General features: G+C 68.8%; 21 protein-coding genes. 10 read left to right on the top strand and 11 right to left on the bottom strand.

Annotated elements, in window-relative coordinates:
* Nucleotides 1-52: 52 nt before the first annotated feature.
* The 6 genes from ACZ5VQ_RS48350 to ACZ5VQ_RS48375 form a co-directional block, all read right to left on the bottom strand.
* Nucleotides 53-958: an NADP-dependent oxidoreductase gene (locus ACZ5VQ_RS48350; protein WP_469110594.1), complete on the bottom strand. Its 906-nt coding sequence runs from the start codon at nt 956-958 to the stop codon at nt 53-55.
* A gap of 368 nt (nt 959-1,326) precedes the next feature.
* Complete coding sequence (locus tag ACZ5VQ_RS48355) at nt 1,327-3,234, bottom strand: hypothetical protein (RefSeq protein ID WP_469110595.1); 1,908 nt, start codon at nt 3,232-3,234, stop codon at nt 1,327-1,329.
* A gap of 414 nt (nt 3,235-3,648) precedes the next feature.
* A complete protein-coding gene (locus ACZ5VQ_RS48360) occupies nt 3,649-3,996 on the bottom strand; it encodes a helix-turn-helix domain-containing protein (RefSeq protein ID WP_469110596.1) in 348 nt (115 codons plus the stop codon).
* Nucleotides 3,997-4,000: 4 nt separating this feature from the next.
* A complete protein-coding gene (locus ACZ5VQ_RS48365) occupies nt 4,001-4,423 on the bottom strand; it encodes a tyrosine-type recombinase/integrase (protein ID WP_469110597.1) in 423 nt (140 codons plus the stop codon).
* Nucleotides 4,424-4,501: 78 nt separating this feature from the next.
* Entirely contained in the window at nt 4,502-5,161 is a 660-nt protein-coding gene (locus tag ACZ5VQ_RS48370; protein WP_469110598.1) for a hypothetical protein, read from the bottom strand.
* Between the two features lie 11 nt (nt 5,162-5,172).
* A complete protein-coding gene (locus ACZ5VQ_RS48375; RefSeq protein ID WP_469110599.1) occupies nt 5,173-5,475 on the bottom strand; it encodes a hypothetical protein in 303 nt (100 codons plus the stop codon).
* Here ACZ5VQ_RS48375 and ACZ5VQ_RS48380 point away from each other — a divergent pair.
* From ACZ5VQ_RS48380 to ACZ5VQ_RS48390, 3 genes are read left to right on the top strand one after another with little or no spacing between them, the layout of a single operon-like run.
* Entirely contained in the window at nt 5,470-5,877 is a 408-nt protein-coding gene (locus ACZ5VQ_RS48380; protein ID WP_469110600.1) for a DinB/UmuC family translesion DNA polymerase, read from the top strand. The two genes, ACZ5VQ_RS48375 and ACZ5VQ_RS48380, sit on opposite strands and share 6 nt — an antisense overlap.
* Nucleotides 5,829-6,053: a hypothetical protein gene (locus tag ACZ5VQ_RS48385; RefSeq protein WP_469110601.1), complete on the top strand. Its 225-nt coding sequence runs from the start codon at nt 5,829-5,831 to the stop codon at nt 6,051-6,053. The genes ACZ5VQ_RS48380 and ACZ5VQ_RS48385 overlap by 49 nt, the downstream gene beginning before the upstream one ends.
* A gap of 35 nt (nt 6,054-6,088) precedes the next feature.
* Nucleotides 6,089-6,535, top strand: coding sequence for a DUF6292 family protein (locus ACZ5VQ_RS48390; RefSeq protein ID WP_469110602.1), 447 nt, complete (start codon nt 6,089-6,091; stop codon nt 6,533-6,535).
* 673 nt (nt 6,536-7,208) lie between these two features.
* On the opposite strand, the gene ACZ5VQ_RS48395 is transcribed toward ACZ5VQ_RS48390, so the two are convergent.
* Nucleotides 7,209-7,436 (bottom strand): hypothetical protein, encoded by a 228-nt coding sequence (locus ACZ5VQ_RS48395; RefSeq protein WP_469110603.1) that lies wholly within the window; start codon nt 7,434-7,436, stop codon nt 7,209-7,211.
* Nucleotides 7,437-7,580: 144 nt separating this feature from the next.
* Between ACZ5VQ_RS48395 and ACZ5VQ_RS48400 the strand changes: the two genes are divergently transcribed.
* Nucleotides 7,581-7,904 carry a hypothetical protein gene (locus tag ACZ5VQ_RS48400; protein WP_403346114.1) on the top strand — a complete coding sequence of 108 codons (324 nt, stop codon included), beginning with the start codon at nt 7,581-7,583 and terminating at the stop codon, nt 7,902-7,904.
* A 74-nt stretch (nt 7,905-7,978) separates the two neighbouring features.
* Here the strand turns inward: ACZ5VQ_RS48400 and ACZ5VQ_RS48405 are convergent, their stop codons facing one another.
* Nucleotides 7,979-8,734 carry a class I SAM-dependent methyltransferase gene (locus tag ACZ5VQ_RS48405; RefSeq protein WP_067023809.1) on the bottom strand — a complete coding sequence of 252 codons (756 nt, stop codon included), beginning with the start codon at nt 8,732-8,734 and terminating at the stop codon, nt 7,979-7,981.
* 236 nt (nt 8,735-8,970) lie between these two features.
* Here ACZ5VQ_RS48405 and ACZ5VQ_RS48410 point away from each other — a divergent pair, with 236 nt between their 5' ends.
* Nucleotides 8,971-9,567, top strand: coding sequence for a hypothetical protein (locus tag ACZ5VQ_RS48410; protein WP_469110604.1), 597 nt, complete (start codon nt 8,971-8,973; stop codon nt 9,565-9,567).
* On the opposite strand, the gene ACZ5VQ_RS48415 is transcribed toward ACZ5VQ_RS48410, so the two are convergent.
* The gene (locus ACZ5VQ_RS48415; RefSeq protein WP_469110605.1) at nt 9,540-10,412 is read right to left on the bottom strand and encodes a lipase family protein; all 873 of its coding nucleotides are present in this window, start codon (nt 10,410-10,412) and stop codon (nt 9,540-9,542) included. The two genes, ACZ5VQ_RS48410 and ACZ5VQ_RS48415, sit on opposite strands and share 28 nt — an antisense overlap.
* A gap of 99 nt (nt 10,413-10,511) precedes the next feature.
* Between ACZ5VQ_RS48415 and ACZ5VQ_RS48420 the strand changes: the two genes are divergently transcribed.
* Nucleotides 10,512-10,709 carry a hypothetical protein gene (locus ACZ5VQ_RS48420; RefSeq protein WP_469110606.1) on the top strand — a complete coding sequence of 66 codons (198 nt, stop codon included), beginning with the start codon at nt 10,512-10,514 and terminating at the stop codon, nt 10,707-10,709.
* A gap of 587 nt (nt 10,710-11,296) precedes the next feature.
* On the opposite strand, the gene ACZ5VQ_RS48425 is transcribed toward ACZ5VQ_RS48420, so the two are convergent.
* Nucleotides 11,297-11,638: a hypothetical protein gene (locus tag ACZ5VQ_RS48425; RefSeq protein ID WP_469110607.1), complete on the bottom strand. Its 342-nt coding sequence runs from the start codon at nt 11,636-11,638 to the stop codon at nt 11,297-11,299.
* A 303-nt stretch (nt 11,639-11,941) separates the two neighbouring features.
* Here ACZ5VQ_RS48425 and ACZ5VQ_RS48430 point away from each other — a divergent pair, with 303 nt between their 5' ends.
* From ACZ5VQ_RS48430 to ACZ5VQ_RS48440, 3 genes are read left to right on the top strand one after another with little or no spacing between them, the layout of a single operon-like run.
* Nucleotides 11,942-14,500: a DnaB-like helicase C-terminal domain-containing protein gene (locus ACZ5VQ_RS48430; RefSeq protein ID WP_469110608.1), complete on the top strand. Its 2,559-nt coding sequence runs from the start codon at nt 11,942-11,944 to the stop codon at nt 14,498-14,500.
* Nucleotides 14,500-15,072, top strand: coding sequence for a hypothetical protein (locus ACZ5VQ_RS48435; RefSeq protein ID WP_469110609.1), 573 nt, complete (start codon nt 14,500-14,502; stop codon nt 15,070-15,072). The genes ACZ5VQ_RS48430 and ACZ5VQ_RS48435 overlap by 1 nt, the downstream gene beginning before the upstream one ends.
* 51 nt (nt 15,073-15,123) lie before the next feature.
* Nucleotides 15,124-15,699 (top strand): hypothetical protein, encoded by a 576-nt coding sequence (locus ACZ5VQ_RS48440; RefSeq protein ID WP_469110610.1) that lies wholly within the window; start codon nt 15,124-15,126, stop codon nt 15,697-15,699.
* A 348-nt stretch (nt 15,700-16,047) separates the two neighbouring features.
* Here ACZ5VQ_RS48440 and ACZ5VQ_RS48445 read toward each other — a convergent pair whose 3' ends face one another.
* Nucleotides 16,048-16,893 (bottom strand): hypothetical protein, encoded by an 846-nt coding sequence (locus ACZ5VQ_RS48445; protein WP_469110611.1) that lies wholly within the window; start codon nt 16,891-16,893, stop codon nt 16,048-16,050.
* A gap of 764 nt (nt 16,894-17,657) precedes the next feature.
* On the opposite strand from ACZ5VQ_RS48445, the gene ACZ5VQ_RS48450 reads away from it, so the two are divergent.
* Nucleotides 17,658-18,980, top strand: a complete 1,323-nt coding sequence (locus tag ACZ5VQ_RS48450; protein WP_469110612.1) for a KAP family P-loop NTPase fold protein — start codon at nt 17,658-17,660, stop codon at nt 18,978-18,980.
* Nucleotides 18,981-19,025 lie beyond the last annotated feature (45 nt).

Below are 19,025 nucleotides of genomic sequence, written 5' to 3' on the forward strand. Positions count from 1 at the left end.
CCAGGTGGTCATCGGGAAAGCGGGGGGCGTGGCGGAGGAGAGACGGGCGTGATCAGTCGACGGTGAGGACGAGCTTGCCCCGGACATGCCCGGCATCGCTGACCTGCTGAGCCGTGGCGGCCTGATCGAGCGGGTAGGCGGTGACGGTGGTGACGACCTTGCCGGTCGCGGCACCCTGCGCCAGGGCGGCCAGACGGGCGGCCGAGCGTTCCTGGCCACCGCTGGCGAAGGTGATGCCGAGCTGGTGTGCGCGGAAGTCGGCGATGGTGACGATGCGCTCGGTGCCGCCCCGCAGGGCGATGGAGTCCTCAAGGGCCCCCTTCCCGGCCACGTCGAACACGGCGTCCACGCCGTCGGGGGCCAGTGCCCGGACCCGCTCGACCAGGCCCTCGCCGTAAACGGTCGCGGTGGCGCCGAGCGAGGCGAGGTAGTCCTCGTTGGCGGGGCCGGCCGTGGCGATGACACGCGCTCCGCGGGCGGTGGCGACCTGGACCGCCAGGGTGCCGACCCCTCCGGCCGCGCCGTGCATCAGCACGGTCTCCCCGGCGGTGACGCCCAGCAGGTTCAGAACCCGCTCGGCCGTCTCGCCCGCCACCGGCAGCGCGACCGCGTGCTGCCAGTCGAGGCCGGCGGGCTTGGGTGCCACGGTGGTGGCCAGCGCGTACTGGGCGTACGAACCGGTGTCCGACCATCCCAGCACCTCATCGCCCACCTGCACGTCCTGCACGCCCTCACCGAGGGCGTCCACCACCCCGGCGAGCTCGTGACCGGGGACGGAGGGCAGCGGCGTGGGGAACACGGCCTCCAGGGCCCCGGAGCGGATCTTGCCGTCCAGCGCATTCAGCCCGGCCACCTTCACGCGGACGCGGATCTGCCCGGGGCCGGGCTGCGGGACCTCGATGTCCGCCTGGTGCAGCACGTCCGGGCCGCCAAACTGGTCGAAAACGATTGCTTCCATGATGACTCCATTCCCTCTGGCCACCAAAAGTGTGGCTGGCCACCTAATCAACGTAACAGTAATCATGTGGCTAGCCAAGTATTTGCGGACGCGGTGGTGAAGGTAGCCACTGCGGCTCGCTTCGGGGTGCGCCGACCACTTGTGTGGCCGCGAACGCGGCGACCGCCAGGGTGTGCCCGTACCGCAGATCGCCCAGAAACTTGTCATCACCTCGGGCAAGAACAAGGGCCAGAGCCCCTCGGTCGCCGCTCGTCAACCTGATCCGCTGCCCAAGTACCGGCACCGCAGGACTGTCGGGCCGTGCTCAACTACCGCAACGTCCCAAGTCGGAGTGCCCAAGTACCTCACATTCCTACAGCTCGTGCTGCTCAGGACGTGATTGGGGCGGGCTGGCTGCGGTGCGGGTGCGCGGCGTGGATGTACTTCATGGCGGTGCGGGGAGAGAGACCGAAGAGGCGGATGAGGTGGAGGGGGTCGTCGGTGTGCTGGGCCTCGTTGAGGATGCGGTCCACGCGCAGGCGGCCGGCCTGGTGGCCGTGGGCGCGCAGGGGCTTGTTGATCGCCTGGAGCGATACCGGGGGCTGGGTGTCGTCGGTGGCGGTATGGGCGGTGACCAGCAGGTAGGGGCTGGGGGTGGCGGGCCAGCGTCGGTGGCGTTCGGCCAGCCACTGCCGTGCCAGGCGGTAGGTGAGTTCGTCCAGGTAGAGGGTGTGGACGGGCTTGCCGGTGCGGCGCACAAGGAGGGTGGCGCGGCTGTGGTCGAGGTCGTCCAGCAGCAGATGGCGCTGGTCGTGGGTGCTCAGGGCGTGCACGGCGGCGAGGACGAAGCTGAGCCGGTCGCGGGCGTGGGGGAGGCGGTCGAGAGTGCCGCGCAGCATGTCGTCGGCCAGCGGTCGAGGCAGCACGACGGCGGTCGTCAGGGAGACGGTGCGGGCCGGGTCGCGGAAGATGAGTCGCTCTCGTTTGAGAGCGCGAAACAGCGAGCGCAGGGCGGTGGCCAGGGACTTGGCGGCTTCTCCCTGTACCGGTTCGAGGGCCTGCTCGGTGTGGGTACGGGTGACGGCCCGCAGATCGGTGACGCCGTCCTCGTACCAGGTGCGCAGCGCAGGCGCGGCCAGGCGCAGGTAGGAGCAGATGGTCGACGGGGCGAGCGGCTGGCTGGGACGTAAGGCCGTGCCGCACAGGACGTCGATCCACCGGTTGAGCGGGCCGCGGAACGGGGCGGGCGCGGTGTCGGCGAGATGCCGGGCCCGGGCCAGAGCCGCATCCGAGTGCCGGTCGGGGACCAGGCGTCCGGTCAGGCGCAGGTAGTTGATGACGCGTGCGCCGTGGAAGTGCTTGCGGCGGGCGATCAGCCGCACGTCCTCCTCCCGTAGCGGGGCGTCGGCTCCGAGCTGGGCGAGCAGGACGCGCAGGGTGCGGACGCTCCCAGTCATGCGGCCGGCGTCCCAGCCGCGGCTCTTGATGTGGGCGACGAACCCGTTCAGCAGGATCCGGGCGGCCGGAGTCAGGGCCGCAAGGTGTCGTTCGTCCAAGCGGCTCCAGTCGCGCGACAGGTGGAAGAGCTCCAGCTGGCCAGACAGCGCGAGATGTTCGGAAACTGGTCGGGCGGCCCGCGAGGCGCGGATGGCTGCACGGCGCTTGCGCTGGAGCCGGCGGCGCCCGTAGAGGCCGCCTTGCTTGCTGCGCGGAGCAAGGGGCCCGCCGAACCAGAGCTGGTCGCCGCCATCCAGACGGATGTCGTCGAGGTCGTAGTCGGTCTCCGCGACGGTGAGCACGCAGCGCCGGCAGTGGCCGTCGCGCAACGGCAGCAGCCGGCCGCACCGGTGACACGGGGCGGGCTGGCGGCCGGCGCCCCAGTTCAGACAGGGCGTGCACCGCTGGTCCCGCTCGTTCGTCCAAGCCAGGCACTCACGACAGCTGCCCAGGCTGGCGGAAATCCAGGAGGGCACGAGCCGTGGCCGCGGCGGCGCGAGCAGCCCGGCCCGTTTCAGGGCCTCGTGGAGGGTCGGTGCCATCTGCGGGAGATCCGCGAGCGTCTCGGGGTGTACCAGGCGCTCATCCGCGGGCCGGGCGGCCAGCGCGAGCCGGGCGCCCTCCTCCGTGTGGAAGTGCCAGGTCTGCCCGACGCGACGTTCGGCGGCCATCTCCTTGAGCACCACTTGGACTTCGGGGAAGTCGGGGATTGTCCGGCCGCGGATGCGCTGGCCGTGGGCGCGGGTGAAGGTCCTGGGCCAGGGTGCGAACAGCCCGAGCTGGCCGGGGACCTCCTCCACACACCACGGGGTCGTCGAGGGCCGGCGGTACCCGGCCGCGGGCCCACGGCGCGAGCCCGTATCGCGGGCCCGAGGCGGCGCGGTTGCGCAGCGGGTTGCTGTTCAGGGCCAGTCCCTCGATGCGCACGGCCAGTTGCAGCGGCCGCCCGGCGGGCAGGGCGCGCCGTTCGAACTCGGCATGCATCCACGCCGGGTCCTGACCGAGCCGGACCGCGATCCGGCATCCACGGCAGGTGCTGTCCGCGCTGACGATCCCCGGCCAGCCGCACCGGCGGCAGACAGCCTGGCGCAGCCCTCCCTTAACCCTCTGGTAGCGGCCGTCGCGGCACTCGTAGCACAGGCCGGATCCCGTGATGGCGCCCCAGGCCGCGCACAGACCGCACGAACCGGGACTGTTCACCAGTGCCACCCCGCTCAGTTCGGCGGCAGGCGCCGCACGGCGCCCCTGTCGCCGCTCTGCTTCGGCACCGGCCGCCCGCCGCTGACCGCACCCGGGCTCTGGCCGACCGCCCGCTGCCCCTCCTGCTCCCCGGATTCGCTGTCGGCGAGCGGCTCGGCCTCCATCAGATCGGCGACCGTGCACTTCAGCGCGGCGCAGATCATGTCGAGATCGTCCAGCCTCACGGTCACCGGCCGGGCCGACCACAGCGCGCACACCTTGCTCAGCGACGGGGTGAACCCCACCGTCTCGAACGCAATCTTCAGGTCACTGGGCCGCCAGATGTCCTGCCTGGCCGCCACCCAGCGCAGATTCCACTTCACGCCGTCACGTCTCCCCGCTCAGCCGGCGCACCGCGCGCCGGGACGACTCCAGACTGGCCCGCTCCGGGTCGGCCTTCGCACTCGCCAGATAACCGACCGTCGTGGTCGGCCAGGTATGCCCCAGCAGCACTTGAACGTCCCAAAGCGGCATCCCCGACTCGTAGTTGTGCGTCGCGCAGGCGTGCCGCAGCAGATGCGGGAACAGCACCGTCACCGTGCCCTTCAGATGGGCAAGCGACGCCGCGCGCAGCGACCGGCGAAAGGTGTCGGCGCAGACCGGCGGCGCGACCGCTACCTCGGCACCCAGCGCGGCCGGCAGCCGCTCGGAAGGAAACAACGGAGCATACGGATCCAGCGCATCGTCCGGGAACAGACCCCGGACCTCCTCGACATACCACCACAGCAGCTCGCGGCCCTCCGCGAACATGAACGCCTCGCGCTCCCGCGGGCCCGAACCGCGCGCGCCCTTGCCCCTGTCGAGGAAGCAGCCCCACTGGCCGCTGTCTCAGTGCAGGTCACCCAGCCTCACCAGGCACATCTCGGTTGCCCGCACCCCGGAGATGTAGGCGGTCTTGGCCATCACATAGTTACGGACCGCAACCGGATACTTGCGTGCCGAGCCCAGTTCCTGGCGCCACGCGGCGGAGAATGCCGTCATCTCCGCGCGCGAGGGCGGGATCCGCAGCCCGAAGTCCCCGCGGTGCCGGGGCCGGTTGAAGGCATCGACCGGTGACTCCATCACCGTCCCGAACCGCCGCCGGATCTCCCCGGCGTACCGCTGTTCAAGGAACGCAAAGTACAGGTCGATGCCGATGATCTTCTTACGGACCGTGGTGTGACCGCGCTTGCCCGCCCCGCCGAAGTACTGGTCCAGCTGCCGCGGCGACAGCTCCCAGGGCAGGACGTCGTAGAAGGTGCACACCTCGATCACCGGCTGCACCAGGCGGTTCAGCGTTGTCGGCGCGAGCCCCGCCACATCCCGCGCCCAGCAGTACTCCGCGAGCGTGTCCTGGTAGAGCGCCTGCTCCGCCTCCCGCGACGACGGGTGAACACCACGGCGCTGAAGGGTCAGGACATCGGCCAGGCCCTCCTCCTGCCCGGGAGGCTGGCCTGGCGAGCCGCGCCCGCTGATCAGCGAGAAGCGGCGAGTATCGGAATCCGCCACGGATATGCAAATTACGCAAGCAGCTCCCGGAATCTGCGAGTTGCTGGCAGAACTTCACCCTTTCGAGTGGACATCACTGCCGATTCGCCAACCAGCATGAACAGGTCGAACGCGCGGTAGCCGGACGCGGTCGAACCCGTCGGCACTCCAGTTTCACGGTCGCGGCCACCGCCTCCGGCCAGATCGACGCCCCCGGCGGCGTCCTCGCCGTCGACCCCGACCAGGTCGTCGACTGGCTGGGGCCGCTGCCCGTCGAAGCGCTGCACGGCATCGGGCCGAAACAGGCGGCGGCGCTGCGGGAGTTCGGCGTGCACTGCGTCGGGCTGCTGGCCGCGGTCCCGCCGGCCACCGTGCAGCGCCTGCTCGGCGGCCGCGCCGGACGGGTGGCCGCGGACCGGGCCCGCGGCGTCGACCCCCGACCCGTCGCCCCGCGCGCCCTGCCCGCCACCGCGACCGTGCGGCACACCTTCGCCCAACACACCCTGGACGGCGCGCTGGTCCGCGCGGCCCTGCTGGACCTGGTCGTGCAGCTCGCCCACCAGCTGCGCGCCCGCGGCCAGGTGGCCCGCGGCCTGACCCTGACGTTGCGGTTCGCCGGCGGGACCTCGTGGGAGAAGACGCGCCGTCTGCCGGAGGCCTCCGCGCACGACGACGACCTGCGCACGAGATGGTGTACCGGTTCATCGATGCTGCGGGCCTTCAGCGCGGCCGCCTGACCGGGCTGGTCCTCAAGGGCGAGGACCTGGTCGACGCAGACCAGGTTGCCCAGCAGATCAGCCTGGACCGAGTCCGCGAGGCCCGGCTGGTCGCCGAAGTAGTCAGCGATCGCATCCGCGCGAAGTTCGGGCCCGATGCGATCGGCCCGGCCGCCACGTTCCTGCGCGTCTCCTGACCCCTTCAACCCGCTCCGATGTGGAGGCGAGACTGGTGCTGCTCAACCTGCCCGGGCTGCTCCCGGCCGGCTCGCTGCCGCACTGGCCGTACGCTCAGGCCATCGACCAGGCGCTCACCGCCGAGGGCAGCCCACCCGGCACCGTCCGCGTGGAGCGCACCTACCGCAGGCACGACGTGACCATGTACCTGGTGCTCATCTGGGATGCGAGTCGCTGCGCCGGCCTGGGCGGCATCCAGCTCACGTGGCAGGAAGACACCGGTTGGTCCCACGCCCTACTCCGCGGCAGCCCCGGGTCTGCGATCCCCAGAGGACCACTCGCCGCGCTGCACCGGGTGTACGCGCCACCAGAGGCCGTCGCAGACGTGGCCGACTCACTGGTGTCCCGACGCTTCAGCAACTACGAGGCGCAATGGCACGGGGAATGGGACCGAGCGCAAGAGGTGCGCACCGCGATCGACGCATTCCGGTGCCGACTCTGAGGGATGCTGCCGCCCCTGCCGACATACCGAGGACGCGGCATCATGACCATCCCGTCACGAGGCGGGCCAGTTGCACGGCAGCAGGCAAAGAAGGAACCCTGACGGTGATACCGATGCCTGAGCCATCGCCAGAGGGGACGAGGAATTGAACGCCGACAAGCAAGACGCGCGCATCGGTTGGTCCGGCAAGCTCTGGCGTGCTTGGGGGTCGTTGCGCGGCAGGGGCTGCTGGTACGTGGTCTTCTGGCCAGGTGGCGAACCGTACAGCGATGAGCGGGCCGTTGTCCTGCGCCGCACGCGGTACCGGTGGCAGGCTTCCCGGTGGGTCCGGGACTTCGGAAGGGGGCTCCGCCCGCCGATCCTGGTCGCACCGCACGACCTGACCCCGCAGTACGAGTCCATGCGGCCTCTCTACCCATACCCTGACCAGCCCCTTGGAATGGACGAGCAGGTCCTCGGCCGCACGCCCGGAAAGCCCGACGCCTGAGGAAGGTGGTCGTGACCCGGCTCCGCAGTTCGTGAACCGAGTCCGAGCGACGCCGACCCGAGAAGGAATGGGTCTCCCAGGTGTTCCACGAGGAGCGGGCGGTCAAGATCCGGGGGATCCGGTATGAAGAGGCCAGCTGCCGCACACGCCGCGGGGTTGCTTCGGTTCCAAGCAGCGAGCTGCGTATCAGCGCCGACGGCGGGACCCCTCGACACGGTCCGCGAGAGCCTCAGCGTCGCTGTTCGTCAGGGTGTACCGAGTGCCGTCGGCGCCGCGCTCCTGGCGCTCGAGGGCTGCAAGGCCCTCATCGCCGCACAGCGTCTGCAAAACGAGCCGCTGCACGTCGCCGAGCACGAGTAGCACATGGCCGTCGGACTGCAACCGGGCGATGCACGAAAGCTGTCCAGCAGACATTGGTTCTGTCGGTAGTTGGTGACGTCAGTTGTTCGTGAAAGCTGACGGCACCAGGTGATGGCCCAGAAAGATGTTCGCGAATTCTGACGTCACCATCGGGGTTGCGGTGTCAAGCTGGATGTGCTCAGTAAAGGAGCACCCCCGATGCCGCCTGGCCAGTCGAAGGTCGAGTTGTACGCCGCGCTGCGGCGCGACTCCCGCGATGGCATGTCGAACCGGGCGTTGCAGTGCAAGTACGGCGTCACCTGGAGCACGGTCAACAAGGCCCTGACCTCGGCTTGGCCGCAGCCACGCACGACAACCGCTTCGGCGCGGCCGTCGAAGCTGGATCCGTTCACGCCGCTGATCGACGAGATCCTGCTCATTGATCTGGACGCGACCAGGAAACAGCGCCACACCGTCACCCCGGATCTACCGCCGTCTGATCGACGAGCACTCCTCGTCCGAGGCGTTGCGTTGACCACTTGAACCCGCACCGATGAGAGGGCGCAAGCGTCCTGCGAGCAACCGCGCGGTCCGGCCAGGGACTGAGAGTCCGGTGTTTATACCTTGCTCGCGACCACCATGTAGTTCTCGGCCTCAAGATCGAACGTGCTCAGTTCCGTCTGGAGTCCGACCCGGTGCAGCTCGACTTCGAGTTCCTCGTACCGGTAGGGCCAGCAGGACAGCAGTTCCGAGCGGACAAGAACCAACCCGGTCGCATCAACTTGCGCGATCGCAATCTCGATGTGGTGCTCCTCCTCCCAATGCGGCGCAATCTCCCAGCGGTAGACCACGACGGCATCGCGACCGTTCCGGCGGACGAGTCGGTCACTGATCTCCAGCCGGGAACCTCTGGCCCTCACGAGTTCCCAAGTGCGGGATGTGAGTACCAAGCGCCCGCCGGGGCGCAGAAGCCGTGACATCGACTCCAGAGCAGCACCCCTGCCTGTCGCGCCCGCGGCATGGTGAAGCGAGTTGCCAACGCAGAACACCATGTCGAACGTGTTGTCCTGGAAATGGTCGGGCAACTCTTCCCAGTTCGCCCGTACGGCCCGGACGGATGCCCCGAACTCCTCAGACAACTCTGCAGTCCGACGAACCATCGCCTCGCTGGCGTCAGTTGCGACAACCTGCATGCCACGACCGGCGAGGCCAACCGCCAACTGTCCGGTTCCGCACGAACAGTCGAGGACGTGAGCGTTCGACGGCAGGAGATTGAGGACGTCGTCGAACGACGCAGCGAACTCGGCTGGAGGCAACTTTGCATCCGAGATGAGCCATTCGTACACCTCGGCAAGCACGTCATAACCTGTCACAACCACTACCTCCGTCACGCGGCAGACTCACGGTAGGACGTCAGTCCATCAGCGGAGCAAGCAAGCCGGGCACCAATGGTTTTCGCAAGTATGGCTCTGACGGTGTTTGTGGGTTGTCAGTTGTCCGTCTGAGTGGATGTCACCGGCTGGTTAGCTGGGAAGTTGTTCGCGAGAAGTAGTGTCACTCGCGGGGTTGCGGTGGCAAGGTGAATGTGCTCAGTGAAGGAGCACCGCCGATGCCGCCTGGTCAGTCGAAGGTCGAGTTGTATGCCGCGCTGCGGCGTGACGCTCGCGAGGGCATGTCGAACCGGGCGCTGGAGCGCAAGTACCGGGTGGGCTGGCGGACTGTTCAGAAGGCGCTGAGTTCGGCGTGGCCGCAACCTCGGGAACCGTACGCGCCTCGCCGTTCCAAGCTGGATCCGTTCAAGCCGGTGATCGACCAGATGCTGCTGGCTGATCTGGATGCGTCGAGGAAGCAGCGTCACACGGTGGTCCGGATCTATCGCCGGTTGATCAACGAGCACGCGATGGACGACGTGTCCTACCAGGTCGTCCTCGCGGCGGTCTTCGGACGTGCAGAACGCCCGCAGCTGTTCGGTGAGCTGCATCCTGGTCGGATCGAGTCCGAGCGCAGTGTGGTGCCGGTAGCCCAGCTGCTGCGTGAAGAGGTCGACAATCTGTTCACGCGCCTCGACCAGTTCGGGACGGTTCCAGTCCGCGCACTTCGGATCCCGGGAGACCGCAGTGGCGATCAGGTACTGGCGCGGTTCTCCGGCGTCCTGTGCGCCGCCGTCGCCGTCGCCGCTCACGCCAGACCGTCTTTGATCGCCTGACCGCACAGCTTGTTCGTCAGATACGCGGACGCATCGTGCACCGTCGCACCATTGTGCACCACCGCGCAGCGCACCTGCTCCCCGAACGCCGGGCGCAGATCCTTCACCAGGGCGACCACGTCCCCGGCGTCGGCCAGGTTCGTCCACACCAGCCGCTCGCCGCCGGGCCACACCCCGCGCGGCTGGCCGCCAAGTGTGACCGGTGACGGCTGGAGGCGGTGCAGGATCAGGTTCGTAATCCCCAGCGGGGACCCGATGGTGACCAGGGCCCGCACCTGGTGGCCGGGGCGCGCGCACAGTGCCTCGTAGGCGACCACCGAGCCCAGCGAGTGCGCGACGACGACCCGTGTGTCCTTGCCGATCTGGTCGGTGACCCGGGCGAGGGCCTGCGCACGCAGGCCGGGGTCGGTGAGGTATCGGCTGACCTGTTTCACGTCGAACACCATCGCCCGCAACGCGACGCCAGCGAAGAACCGCGACCCGGACAGGGCCCGCAGCGCGGCCTGCACCGACCGCGGTGTCGAGACCAGGGTGTCTTCCGCGTCCGGTGGGACCACGGCCGGATCGCTGTCGGCGGCCGACTGCCACCAGGCGAGCAACAGATCCTGCTCGAGACCCTCTTCGACATCCGCGGCTGTGTACGGGGGATCACCAACGGCAAGGAACTCGTCTTCGGGGCGGAACAGGTCGCCGTAGAACGCCACCGCCACATCCGGCTCCGTCAGGAGACAGGTGGCCCCGGCGCGGATGAGGCCGTCGTTGAGGGCCGGTAACCACAGCCGGCGCAGCGACTCCTCGCCGAGCGTCTGCTTGCCGATACCGTGCACTGCCACCACACGCGCCATGCCCCGTGCCCCCCGAACTCGCCCCCGAACACCGTGCTCAGCACTGTAGAGCGCAAGGGTGCCGCCGTCCGGCCCGTCACTGCGAGTAGGAACGCTGGTATGAGCGGGATAACACCCGGTACGACAGCCAGCGGCAGCATCTGCCGTACCCGGGGCGGTCGTCCCGTCACGGCCCGGATCAAGAACGTCCCGAGCAGCAGCGGCAGCAGCACCCACCACCACGCCGCCAACGGTGTTCCGCTGCCGGCGTACTCCCACCAGGCCGCCTTGGCTTTGTTTGTGTTCGCGAGCGCGTAGACGAGCGTCACGGCGGTCAGTGCCCCGCTGCCGACCGCCGCAGCGGTCCAGCGGGCCCGGGCCGTATCCGGCGCCCAACGCCGTACGAAGGGCACCGCCCAGCAGCAGGTCACAGCCGCCACGGCCACCAGTAGAGCGCCCGCCTCGCGCCAGGCCGACCTGTTGCTCTGGGCTGCCTCGGTGAGTACCCCTACATCACTGGGCTCGCGTGTTCCTTTTCCAGCCCCCAGTTTCACCCTGATCTCGCCTTTGGCGGGGACCAGCAGGTCCGCGCGGTGGGCGGGCTGGCGCAGCACGGTTGCACCTTGGATGGCGAGGATGGGACGCCTGGGAGTGTCGACGGTGAGAGTCCACCGGTCGTAGAACCCGCTCTTGCCCAGCCGCTCCTTCACCACGGTCGCATACAGGAGTGTTGAGCTTGCGGGACAGTCGACACCGCCCCCCAACCACGTCGTTTCGGCGCTATCGAGGGCGTACACAGTTGCTGACGGACCACTCTGTTCGAGACGGTCATCGTCCCGGAAACCGTCGAGGTCTGACCTCGGACAGTTATCCCCATCCCCGCCCACCAAGAGCTCGAAGGGGAGTCAAGTACTCAGCTCTTCCCGATCGCGGCGCAGGTCCGCGGCCAGGGGATCGCCGAACCCCAGAGCCAGCTTGTGCTTCGCAATGGCCCGCCAAGCAGTGCTGAGGCCGGCCTCTGGCACAGCCCGAAGCGTCGTATGTCCGGTCCGGCCCTTCGAGGTCTTCGTGCGATACCTCCGCGCCGTCTCCCACCTGGCAGCCTCGCGCGCCAGGAGCGCGCTCGACCACTCCATGTCCGCCTCGGCCGCCGACGTCTCGTACACCCGCTTGGCGCTCCACACCCACGCCACAAGAGTCGTGGCCAGGGCAAGCAACATGCCCAGGAGCAGCAGCCCACCGGCCACCGCTCGCCCCTGCCGCCGAACGACCCCCGCCACCCTGCACCCCTGTCCCCCGGGGACGTCAGATTAGCTGGTAGGGCAGCGCTCTATCCCCGGATCAACTGAGGTAGCTACCGCATCAGTTACACCACCTCTCCTGGATCCCAGTTGCGAGCCGCCGCGCGTGCCGTGCCCCCTCACACCTACAGAGCCAGACGCACACCACCTCAGCTTTAATGTATTACTTCGACCCTCAAGGATAGTGATTTCTGCCGGAGGAGAGGGTGACTTACTGTTATGATAGTTGTGACATAGGAAGGTTGAGGGATGGGAAAGCCCCCTGACGGCGAGTACGCTCCGACTGTCAAGAACGTGACCGAGGCCCGCGAGGAACTGCACGCCTTGGTGAAGCTGGCCGAGGGCACGGACGCGCGGTCGACACTGATCGGCAATCGCGGTGTACGGGCCCTGCTGGCCCCGTTGGACCGATTCCCGGCCGCCCGGCGCCCGGACATGAACGGGCTGCCCACCCATCCCCTCAGCTCGGCGCAGAAGGAACTCGGCGATCTCATCGCGCTGGCCGCCAAAGGCCAGCCCCAGGTACTCAGACGCTACGCGACGCCCGTCGCCGTCCTGCTGCCCGCCGACGGCCCGATCAGCCCCACGCCATCCGACCCGGCCGCGCAGGACGCGGCAACCGCAGGAGGTGCGGTGAACAGCCAGCCCACTCCCGGCCGCGAGCGCGGACGCCGGCTCGCCACACTCGGCGACGCCATCGGCGACGTCCTGGCCTCCGGCACAGTTCCCGGCCTCTCCTTCGGGCTGGCCGGCCTGGACGAAGCAACCGGCGGCCTGCACCCCGGCCGCCTGGTCCTGGTCGCAGCCGAACCCCAGGTCGGCGGCAGCCTGATGGGCCTCGCCGCCGCCCGCCACACCGCGCTCGCCCGTAACGGACGTGTCCTGTACGCGGCATCGGGCCCCAACAGCGCCGACATCACCCGCCGCATCATCGCCGCCGAGTCCGGCGGCGACTACGCACGCCTGAAGACCGGTGTCCTCACCCCGAATGAACAGGAAGTCGTCGAGCGGCTCCGACACGCGCCGCTGCTCCTCGATGACGGCGCGGATCTGACCGCGGAGGCCATCGCGGAGACGGCAACGTTCGCCGACGACTTGGCACTGGTGGTGGTGGACCGGCTGCAGCGGGTCCGCAACCCGCGTCTGCCCCTGTCCGGTGAGAACCTCCCTGGCGCAGTTCAGGTCCTGCGCGAGCTGGCCCGCAGCCAGCACGTGCCGGTCCTCGCGGTCCTGGACACCGACGACCCCGCCATCGTGAACCTGCTCGACGCGGACGTCATCCTCACCCTGACCGCAGTCCCCGGCCAGCCGGTGACGACCGTGACGGTCGCGGAGCGGGACCTGGGCATCATCGGCAGCACCCGCCTGCGGCCCGACCTCACCCGCGCCCGCTTCCTCGACACCGACACCCTCCCCGCGGACGCCCCCTCGGCCGGTACCGCCGTAGCCGCCGGTGCCGTCCCGGACGCGGTGGGAAGCACCGGTGACCGTGAACTGGCCGACGCCGCGCTGCCCTTCACCTCCGGCGCCGTCAAAGGCCTGCCCGCGGAGGCGACCCACCTGCTCGCGGCCCTGCGCACCGCGCTCGCGAACGGCCACGCGAAGGATCTCGACGAACTCCGTACCCCGCTGCAGAACCTGGCCGCCGCCCAGCTGCAGCTGCCCGACAGCGCCGAGGGGCACCAGCTCGCCGCCGCGCTGCACGCCTGCAACACCGCCTCAAGTGCCGGGCCGGCCGCTGCTGCCGGTGCCCCTGTCCATGCCCCGGCGGACAGCGGACAGGATCAGGACGATGTGGCGGAGGACGAGGACGGCCAGGACGGCCTGAAGCCGGGGGACGAGGAGGATGAGCCCGAGGGCCACGTCTTCCCCGCCCTGAAGATCCTCAAGGATGCGGTCGGCCGCTCGAAGATGCACCCGATCCGCGTCATCCGCAAGGAGGAACGCGACAGCGGCCCGTGGCCGCTGATCAGCGAGCACATGGACGGCGAGCCCCGCTGGACCCATCCCGACGTCACCCTCACTCGCGTTCCTCACGTCAGGGCGAACGGGAAGCGCGTCCGGCGCGACCAGTTCGACGTGCCCGACTCCTTCGGCGAGGGCGTGCTGTGCCTGATCGACCGCAACGGCAGCTTCCCCTCCGCCTGCTCGGCCGTTCCCCTCGCCCCGAACAAGCTCCTGCACACCGGCCCGCTGGACGGGTTCGACAAGACCCAGGCCGGCATCTACCTCATCGACCTCCCGGAGTGGACCCGCACCGACATGCCGCACCCCCTGGGGCGGATCATCGACCGTCCCGACGAGGACGGCCGGGTGTGGGTCACCACCCCCCACATCAAGCAGCTGGAGAAACTCGTCCGGGAGAACCACCTCGCCGGCATGCCGGCCATCCACGACTCCTGGACCGGGAAGTACAACGAGTCCCTCTTCAAGCCCTTCTACGAGGCCACCCGCAAGGCACGGACCGAACTCGTCCAGGTCGGCGGCGACCCCTACAAGGCGTACAAGACCCGGCTGTCCATCGCGCTGCGCCTGCTGTGGCCCAAGCGGCCCGCACAGCGGTCCCCGTTCTGGCGGCCGGACTGGCGCATGAGCATGGTCGCCGAGGCGTCCGTCCGTCACTGGAGTGTGGCCTTCAGGGCCGTCCAGGAAGGCCACCGGCTCCTCGCGCTGCGCAACGTCGACGCGGCCGTCTTCTGGGCGCCCGACGGCACTGCGCCGTCCACGTACCGGATCGGGACCGGCTTCGGCGAAGTGAAGGCGAAGTTCGTCCAGCCCGGCGAGATCATCCCGGAAGGTGACGACTGATGGCCGGCCCCACCGGCCGCGGCGAGTCCCTGGGCGCCGCCCTCAACGACCTTCTGCGCGCCCAGGTCACCCCCCGCCACCGGCTGTCCTCATACACCGCAAATCACTGGCACGCCCAGCTCAGCCAGCTCACCGCGACCCACCGCGGGCAGCAGGCCCTGGAGGACGCCGGTCTCCACGTGACGACCAAGACCCTGGTCAACTGGCTGTCCGACGCGGAGTACAACGTCCGCCGCAGCTACTTGGACATCATCCACACCGCGTACGAGAACACGGCCATCGTCCCCGCCGACCCGATCCCCGACCACATCAGGCGGGGCCAGTACGAGATCAGCGGCGTCGTCAAAACCGGCGACGACGAACGTACGCGCGGCACCCGGGACGCCGCGCCGCTGCGCATCGACGGCAGCCGGGGCAACTGGGACGAGATCGAGGAACTCTGGCTCGCCGGCGAGCTCACCGACGACGACTTCGAGGACCACTTCATCGACGACGTCATCGTCGAGGACATCGGCGAAGGCACCGACGGCTGGGAGTTCCCCGGCGCCTCGTACACCGTCGAAGTCCGGTAACAGCACGTCCGAAGCAGTCGAACCGCCCGCCGCAGCAAGGGGATCCACATCGTGAGCCACCGCCCAGAACGACGGAAGTTACCGCTGATCGCCGTGCACGCGAACGCCGAGCAGCGTGTGACTGAGCTCCTCGACGCCGCGGGCGCGAGCCCGGCTGAGGTCCACCCCCTCATCGCGGCCATCCAGGCCGGCGCCGTGGAAGGCGCTCATGGCGAAGTCATCGAGCTGGACACGCAGGCCCCCGCCGACAGCATCGACCAGTCCCACGAAGGCTGGCTTCGCGCTGTCGAGGCCATCGCCGACAGGCTCGCCCACGTCGCCGACCGCACCGTCCGCCAGGCCCGAGCGAAGGCCGCTGCCCTCGAGACGCCGTCGGCCGCGCCGAGCCGGACTCCGCGTCCGTTACCCACGTCAGTCGACAGTGTGGGGGAGGAGCAGGTGCACCAGGTGCTGGAGGCGGCCGAGAGGATCTTCGTGTCCCTGACCGGCGACAGAGGCTTCGACCGCGACCTGTCGGAAGACATCCTCAGGGTCGTCCTGAAGTCTGTCAGCGCCGAGCAGCAGGAGGGCTACGTACGGCAGTTGGAGGCCTTCGCCTGTCGTTCTTCCGTGCAGCTACGACATTGATATGCGGCTGACCTGCTCTGCTTGGAGTACAGGGATAGTTTTTTGATCTTGATTGGCATGGCGTGTGAACTGGTGTGGTTCAGCAGTGTGGTTACTGAGGCGAGGGGTCGTGTGCCATAGACCTGCAGTGCTGGAGTTGGAGAGAGGATGTCGTAACTGCACGGATAGTTTCTTTGCTTTTGGGGAGGCGGGGTGGGTACTTGATGATCATGGATGGGGAGTGCGGGCCGCTGTTGCCCGTCTGTTGTGCGCGGAGGTTTCTGTCGACGATGTGGTGAAGTGGGTGGCTTCAGGGCGCGTGGTGAGGTTGTCGGCGAGGTCCTGGTCACGCGGTGACCGACCCGTTCTTCACTCGGTGAGGTCGAGTGTGAAGCCGACCTCGATTGCCGGCCCCTGGCCGTCGTCGTGCGGGGAGTGACTCATCTGCTGCTGATGTATGTCGAAGTGGCCGTCTGGAATGAGGGCGTCGCCGTTCCAGTACCAGCGGGCCAGACGGTCGGCGGCTCCGGCGAACTTCGTCCGCGTCGAGCCCGCGCTCACGCTGATGCTCTGGATCGATGCCCCGTCGGGCAGTTGCTCCCTCCAGGACTTCATCAGGGTTGGAAGAGCTTGCAGCTGAGTCTTGAGGTCGGCGATGGTGTCGGCCAGCACCGTTTGCAGGGGCGGCGGCATCCAGCCCCGGTGGCCGACGATGACGCCGGCGACAAGCTCGGGGGTGATGACCAACTCTGCGGTCTGCGCGGGGCCGTAGCACAGCCGCCACTCCCGCTCGAACAGCCAGTCCGACCGTCCCCGGGCGGCGTCCGGCTCGTACACCACGCACCGGTTATAAGTGGGCTGCGGCAGCTCCGCCTTCATGTGGGCCTGCTCGGCACGGGATACGTACAGCGCTGGCCGGGCGCCGGCGGCGATGAGCTGTTGGCGGTCAAGCACGAGTCCCCAGGGCGGGTAGGGCCCCCGGTGGATGCCATGGCGCAGCATCGTCCGGCGGGCTTCCTCGGTGACCTCGCTGAAGCAGATCACCGGTGCGTCGGTCCAGAAGGTCGTGTTCCCGCGCAGTACGCCGCTGTGTAGGATGTTCACCAGCCGCTCCTCGGCGCTGCCCTGAGCGAAGTCCGGTACTTCCTCGTCCTGTCCCCGGGGGCGGCCCGTGAAGTGGACCAGGTGGTCGGGCAGGTCTGGGTGCGTGCTCACGATCGGTTCCTCCCCTTGATCTCTGACGCTCCTGGCTGACAGATCGTCATGCCTGCTGTCCGGCGCCGGACAGGGAGAAAATATCCGACGCCCCACGCGGACTCGCAGGCCCGCAGGGCCAAGGCCGCAGAGGAGAGCGGCCCGGGCGTACTGCGGTTTCCGGTTTTCGCCGTTCAGCCCAGGTCGGGCAGGTCGGAGTACGAAGCGGTTGCGGACGTCGTTGCGCCGCAGATGGTGCCGGGTCTCGTTCACTCGTGCCGAGGCGGAGCAACTCGATGTTGGCGGTGACGCCGTGCTCGGCGCGGAAGCCCAGCATGGCGACGGTCGCGAGTCTGCCGCTGCCTGCGGAGCTGGGCGGCTTCGTCCCACGAGCAGGCCGGTGCTCTCCGCAGTGGCGGGGCCCTGGTGCTCGGGATGGATGAGCATCCCGGCCGCGTGAGAGCCCGAGCCGGCCCAGGGGGTTTTTGACGCCGGTGGCGGGAGGGCACGGAGCGACCCTGTGACGGGACAGGTATTTGTCACGGCGTGTCAGCTGCCGTGGCCATTGCCGCTGTTGTGATAAGTATGGCGGCCGAAAGGGGAGCCGTCGCGTGACGCGGCCGGGGTATCCGCCCCGGGGCTTCCGGGTGATGCCCGGGGCGGTGACGGCACAGGGGCCGGTGGCACATGCGGAGGCCTGTCCGGCTGGCCGGGGGTGTCCCGGTCACCGAGTGAGCTGTGCGCGCGGCGTCGGCGGAGCACTGCAGCAGGCTGGGGGACGTGTGATGAGTGAAATGAGACTGTGGGACGACAATCCCACGGGTGTGGACCTGCTGGGCTTCGCATCCATCGTCGACACGGTGGTGACCACACTCGAGCTCCCGTACCTGGACCCGGTGACGATCGGGATCGCCGCGCCCTGGGGCGGCGGGAAGTCGACGGTGCTGCGGCTGCTGCACAAGGAGCTGGACGGGCAAGACGGTTACCGGGTGATCCGTCTCGATCCATGGGAGTTTGACGACCAATTCGATGTGCGCGGTGGCGTGATCGGTGAAGTTCTGCAGGATCTCCTGACGGCCTACAAGGCGCAGGACGGCCTGCCGGACAGGATCAATGGGCTTCTTGAGCGGGTGAGCTGGTCACGCGTTGCGGTCAGTCTGTCCAAGGGATCGCTGGTCGCTCAGTCCGCAGACCTGGTCGAGGCCCTCACACCCCGCTCGAAGAGCGATCCCAGGAGCCTGGCGGGTTTCCAGAAGGAGTTCGCCAGTCTGCTCAAGGACCTGACACAGCTCAAGCGCCTGGTCGTGCTCGTCGACGACCTGGACCGCTGTCTGCCCGACGCGGTGATGGCCACGCTGGAGGCCATCAAGCTGTTCCTGTCGGTGGAGAAGGTCGCGTTCGTCCTGGCGGCGGACCAGGACATGGTGCGCGAGTCGATCGCAGCGAGCCTGGACGCCACGGGCCGGAGCGAGCGGTTCGCCCACCGCTACCTGGAAAAGATCGTCCAGGTGCCGCTGTCGCTGCCGCGGATCGGCGCCCATGAGGCAGAAACCTTCATCACCCTGCTGCTCTCGGCCCACCAGTGCCCGCCCGAGCACTACACACTGCTGGTCGAGCACGCCCAGCAGCGGCGTGCCACGGGGCAGTCAGCAGTCCTGTCGGACCTGCAGAGCCTTCCGTGGCAGCCCGACGGTGACACCCTCGCCCTGGCCAGCCGGCTGGCGACCGGCCTGTCGGCCGACCGGTCCGGAAGCCCACGCAGCATCAAACGCTTCCTCAACGCGTTCGCCCTGCGGACCCGGATCGCCGAGAGCCAGGGCATCAGCATCGACCCCTCCGTGATCGTCAAGCTCATGCTGCTGGAAGACAGCCCGGGCAAGGACTTCGAGACCCTCGTCAAACTCCAGGACGCCGCCCGCAGTGAGCTCCTTCAGCACTGGCAGGCCTGGGGGAAGGGGGAACGCGACGACAGACCGGACCAGGTCAGTGAGGCAAGCAGGCACTGGGCCGCGTCCGAACCCGATCTCACCACGGCCCCGATCGGCCCCTATCTCAGCCGGGTGTGGCTCTCCTGTAGGGACGTTCCTGATCAGGCCGTGAGGTTGTAGTTGTGCTGGTCGGGGGTGGAGTAGAGGCGTTTGTGCTCGCGGGTG

The sequence above is a fragment of the Streptomyces sp. NPDC033178 genome, assembly GCF_055577685.1.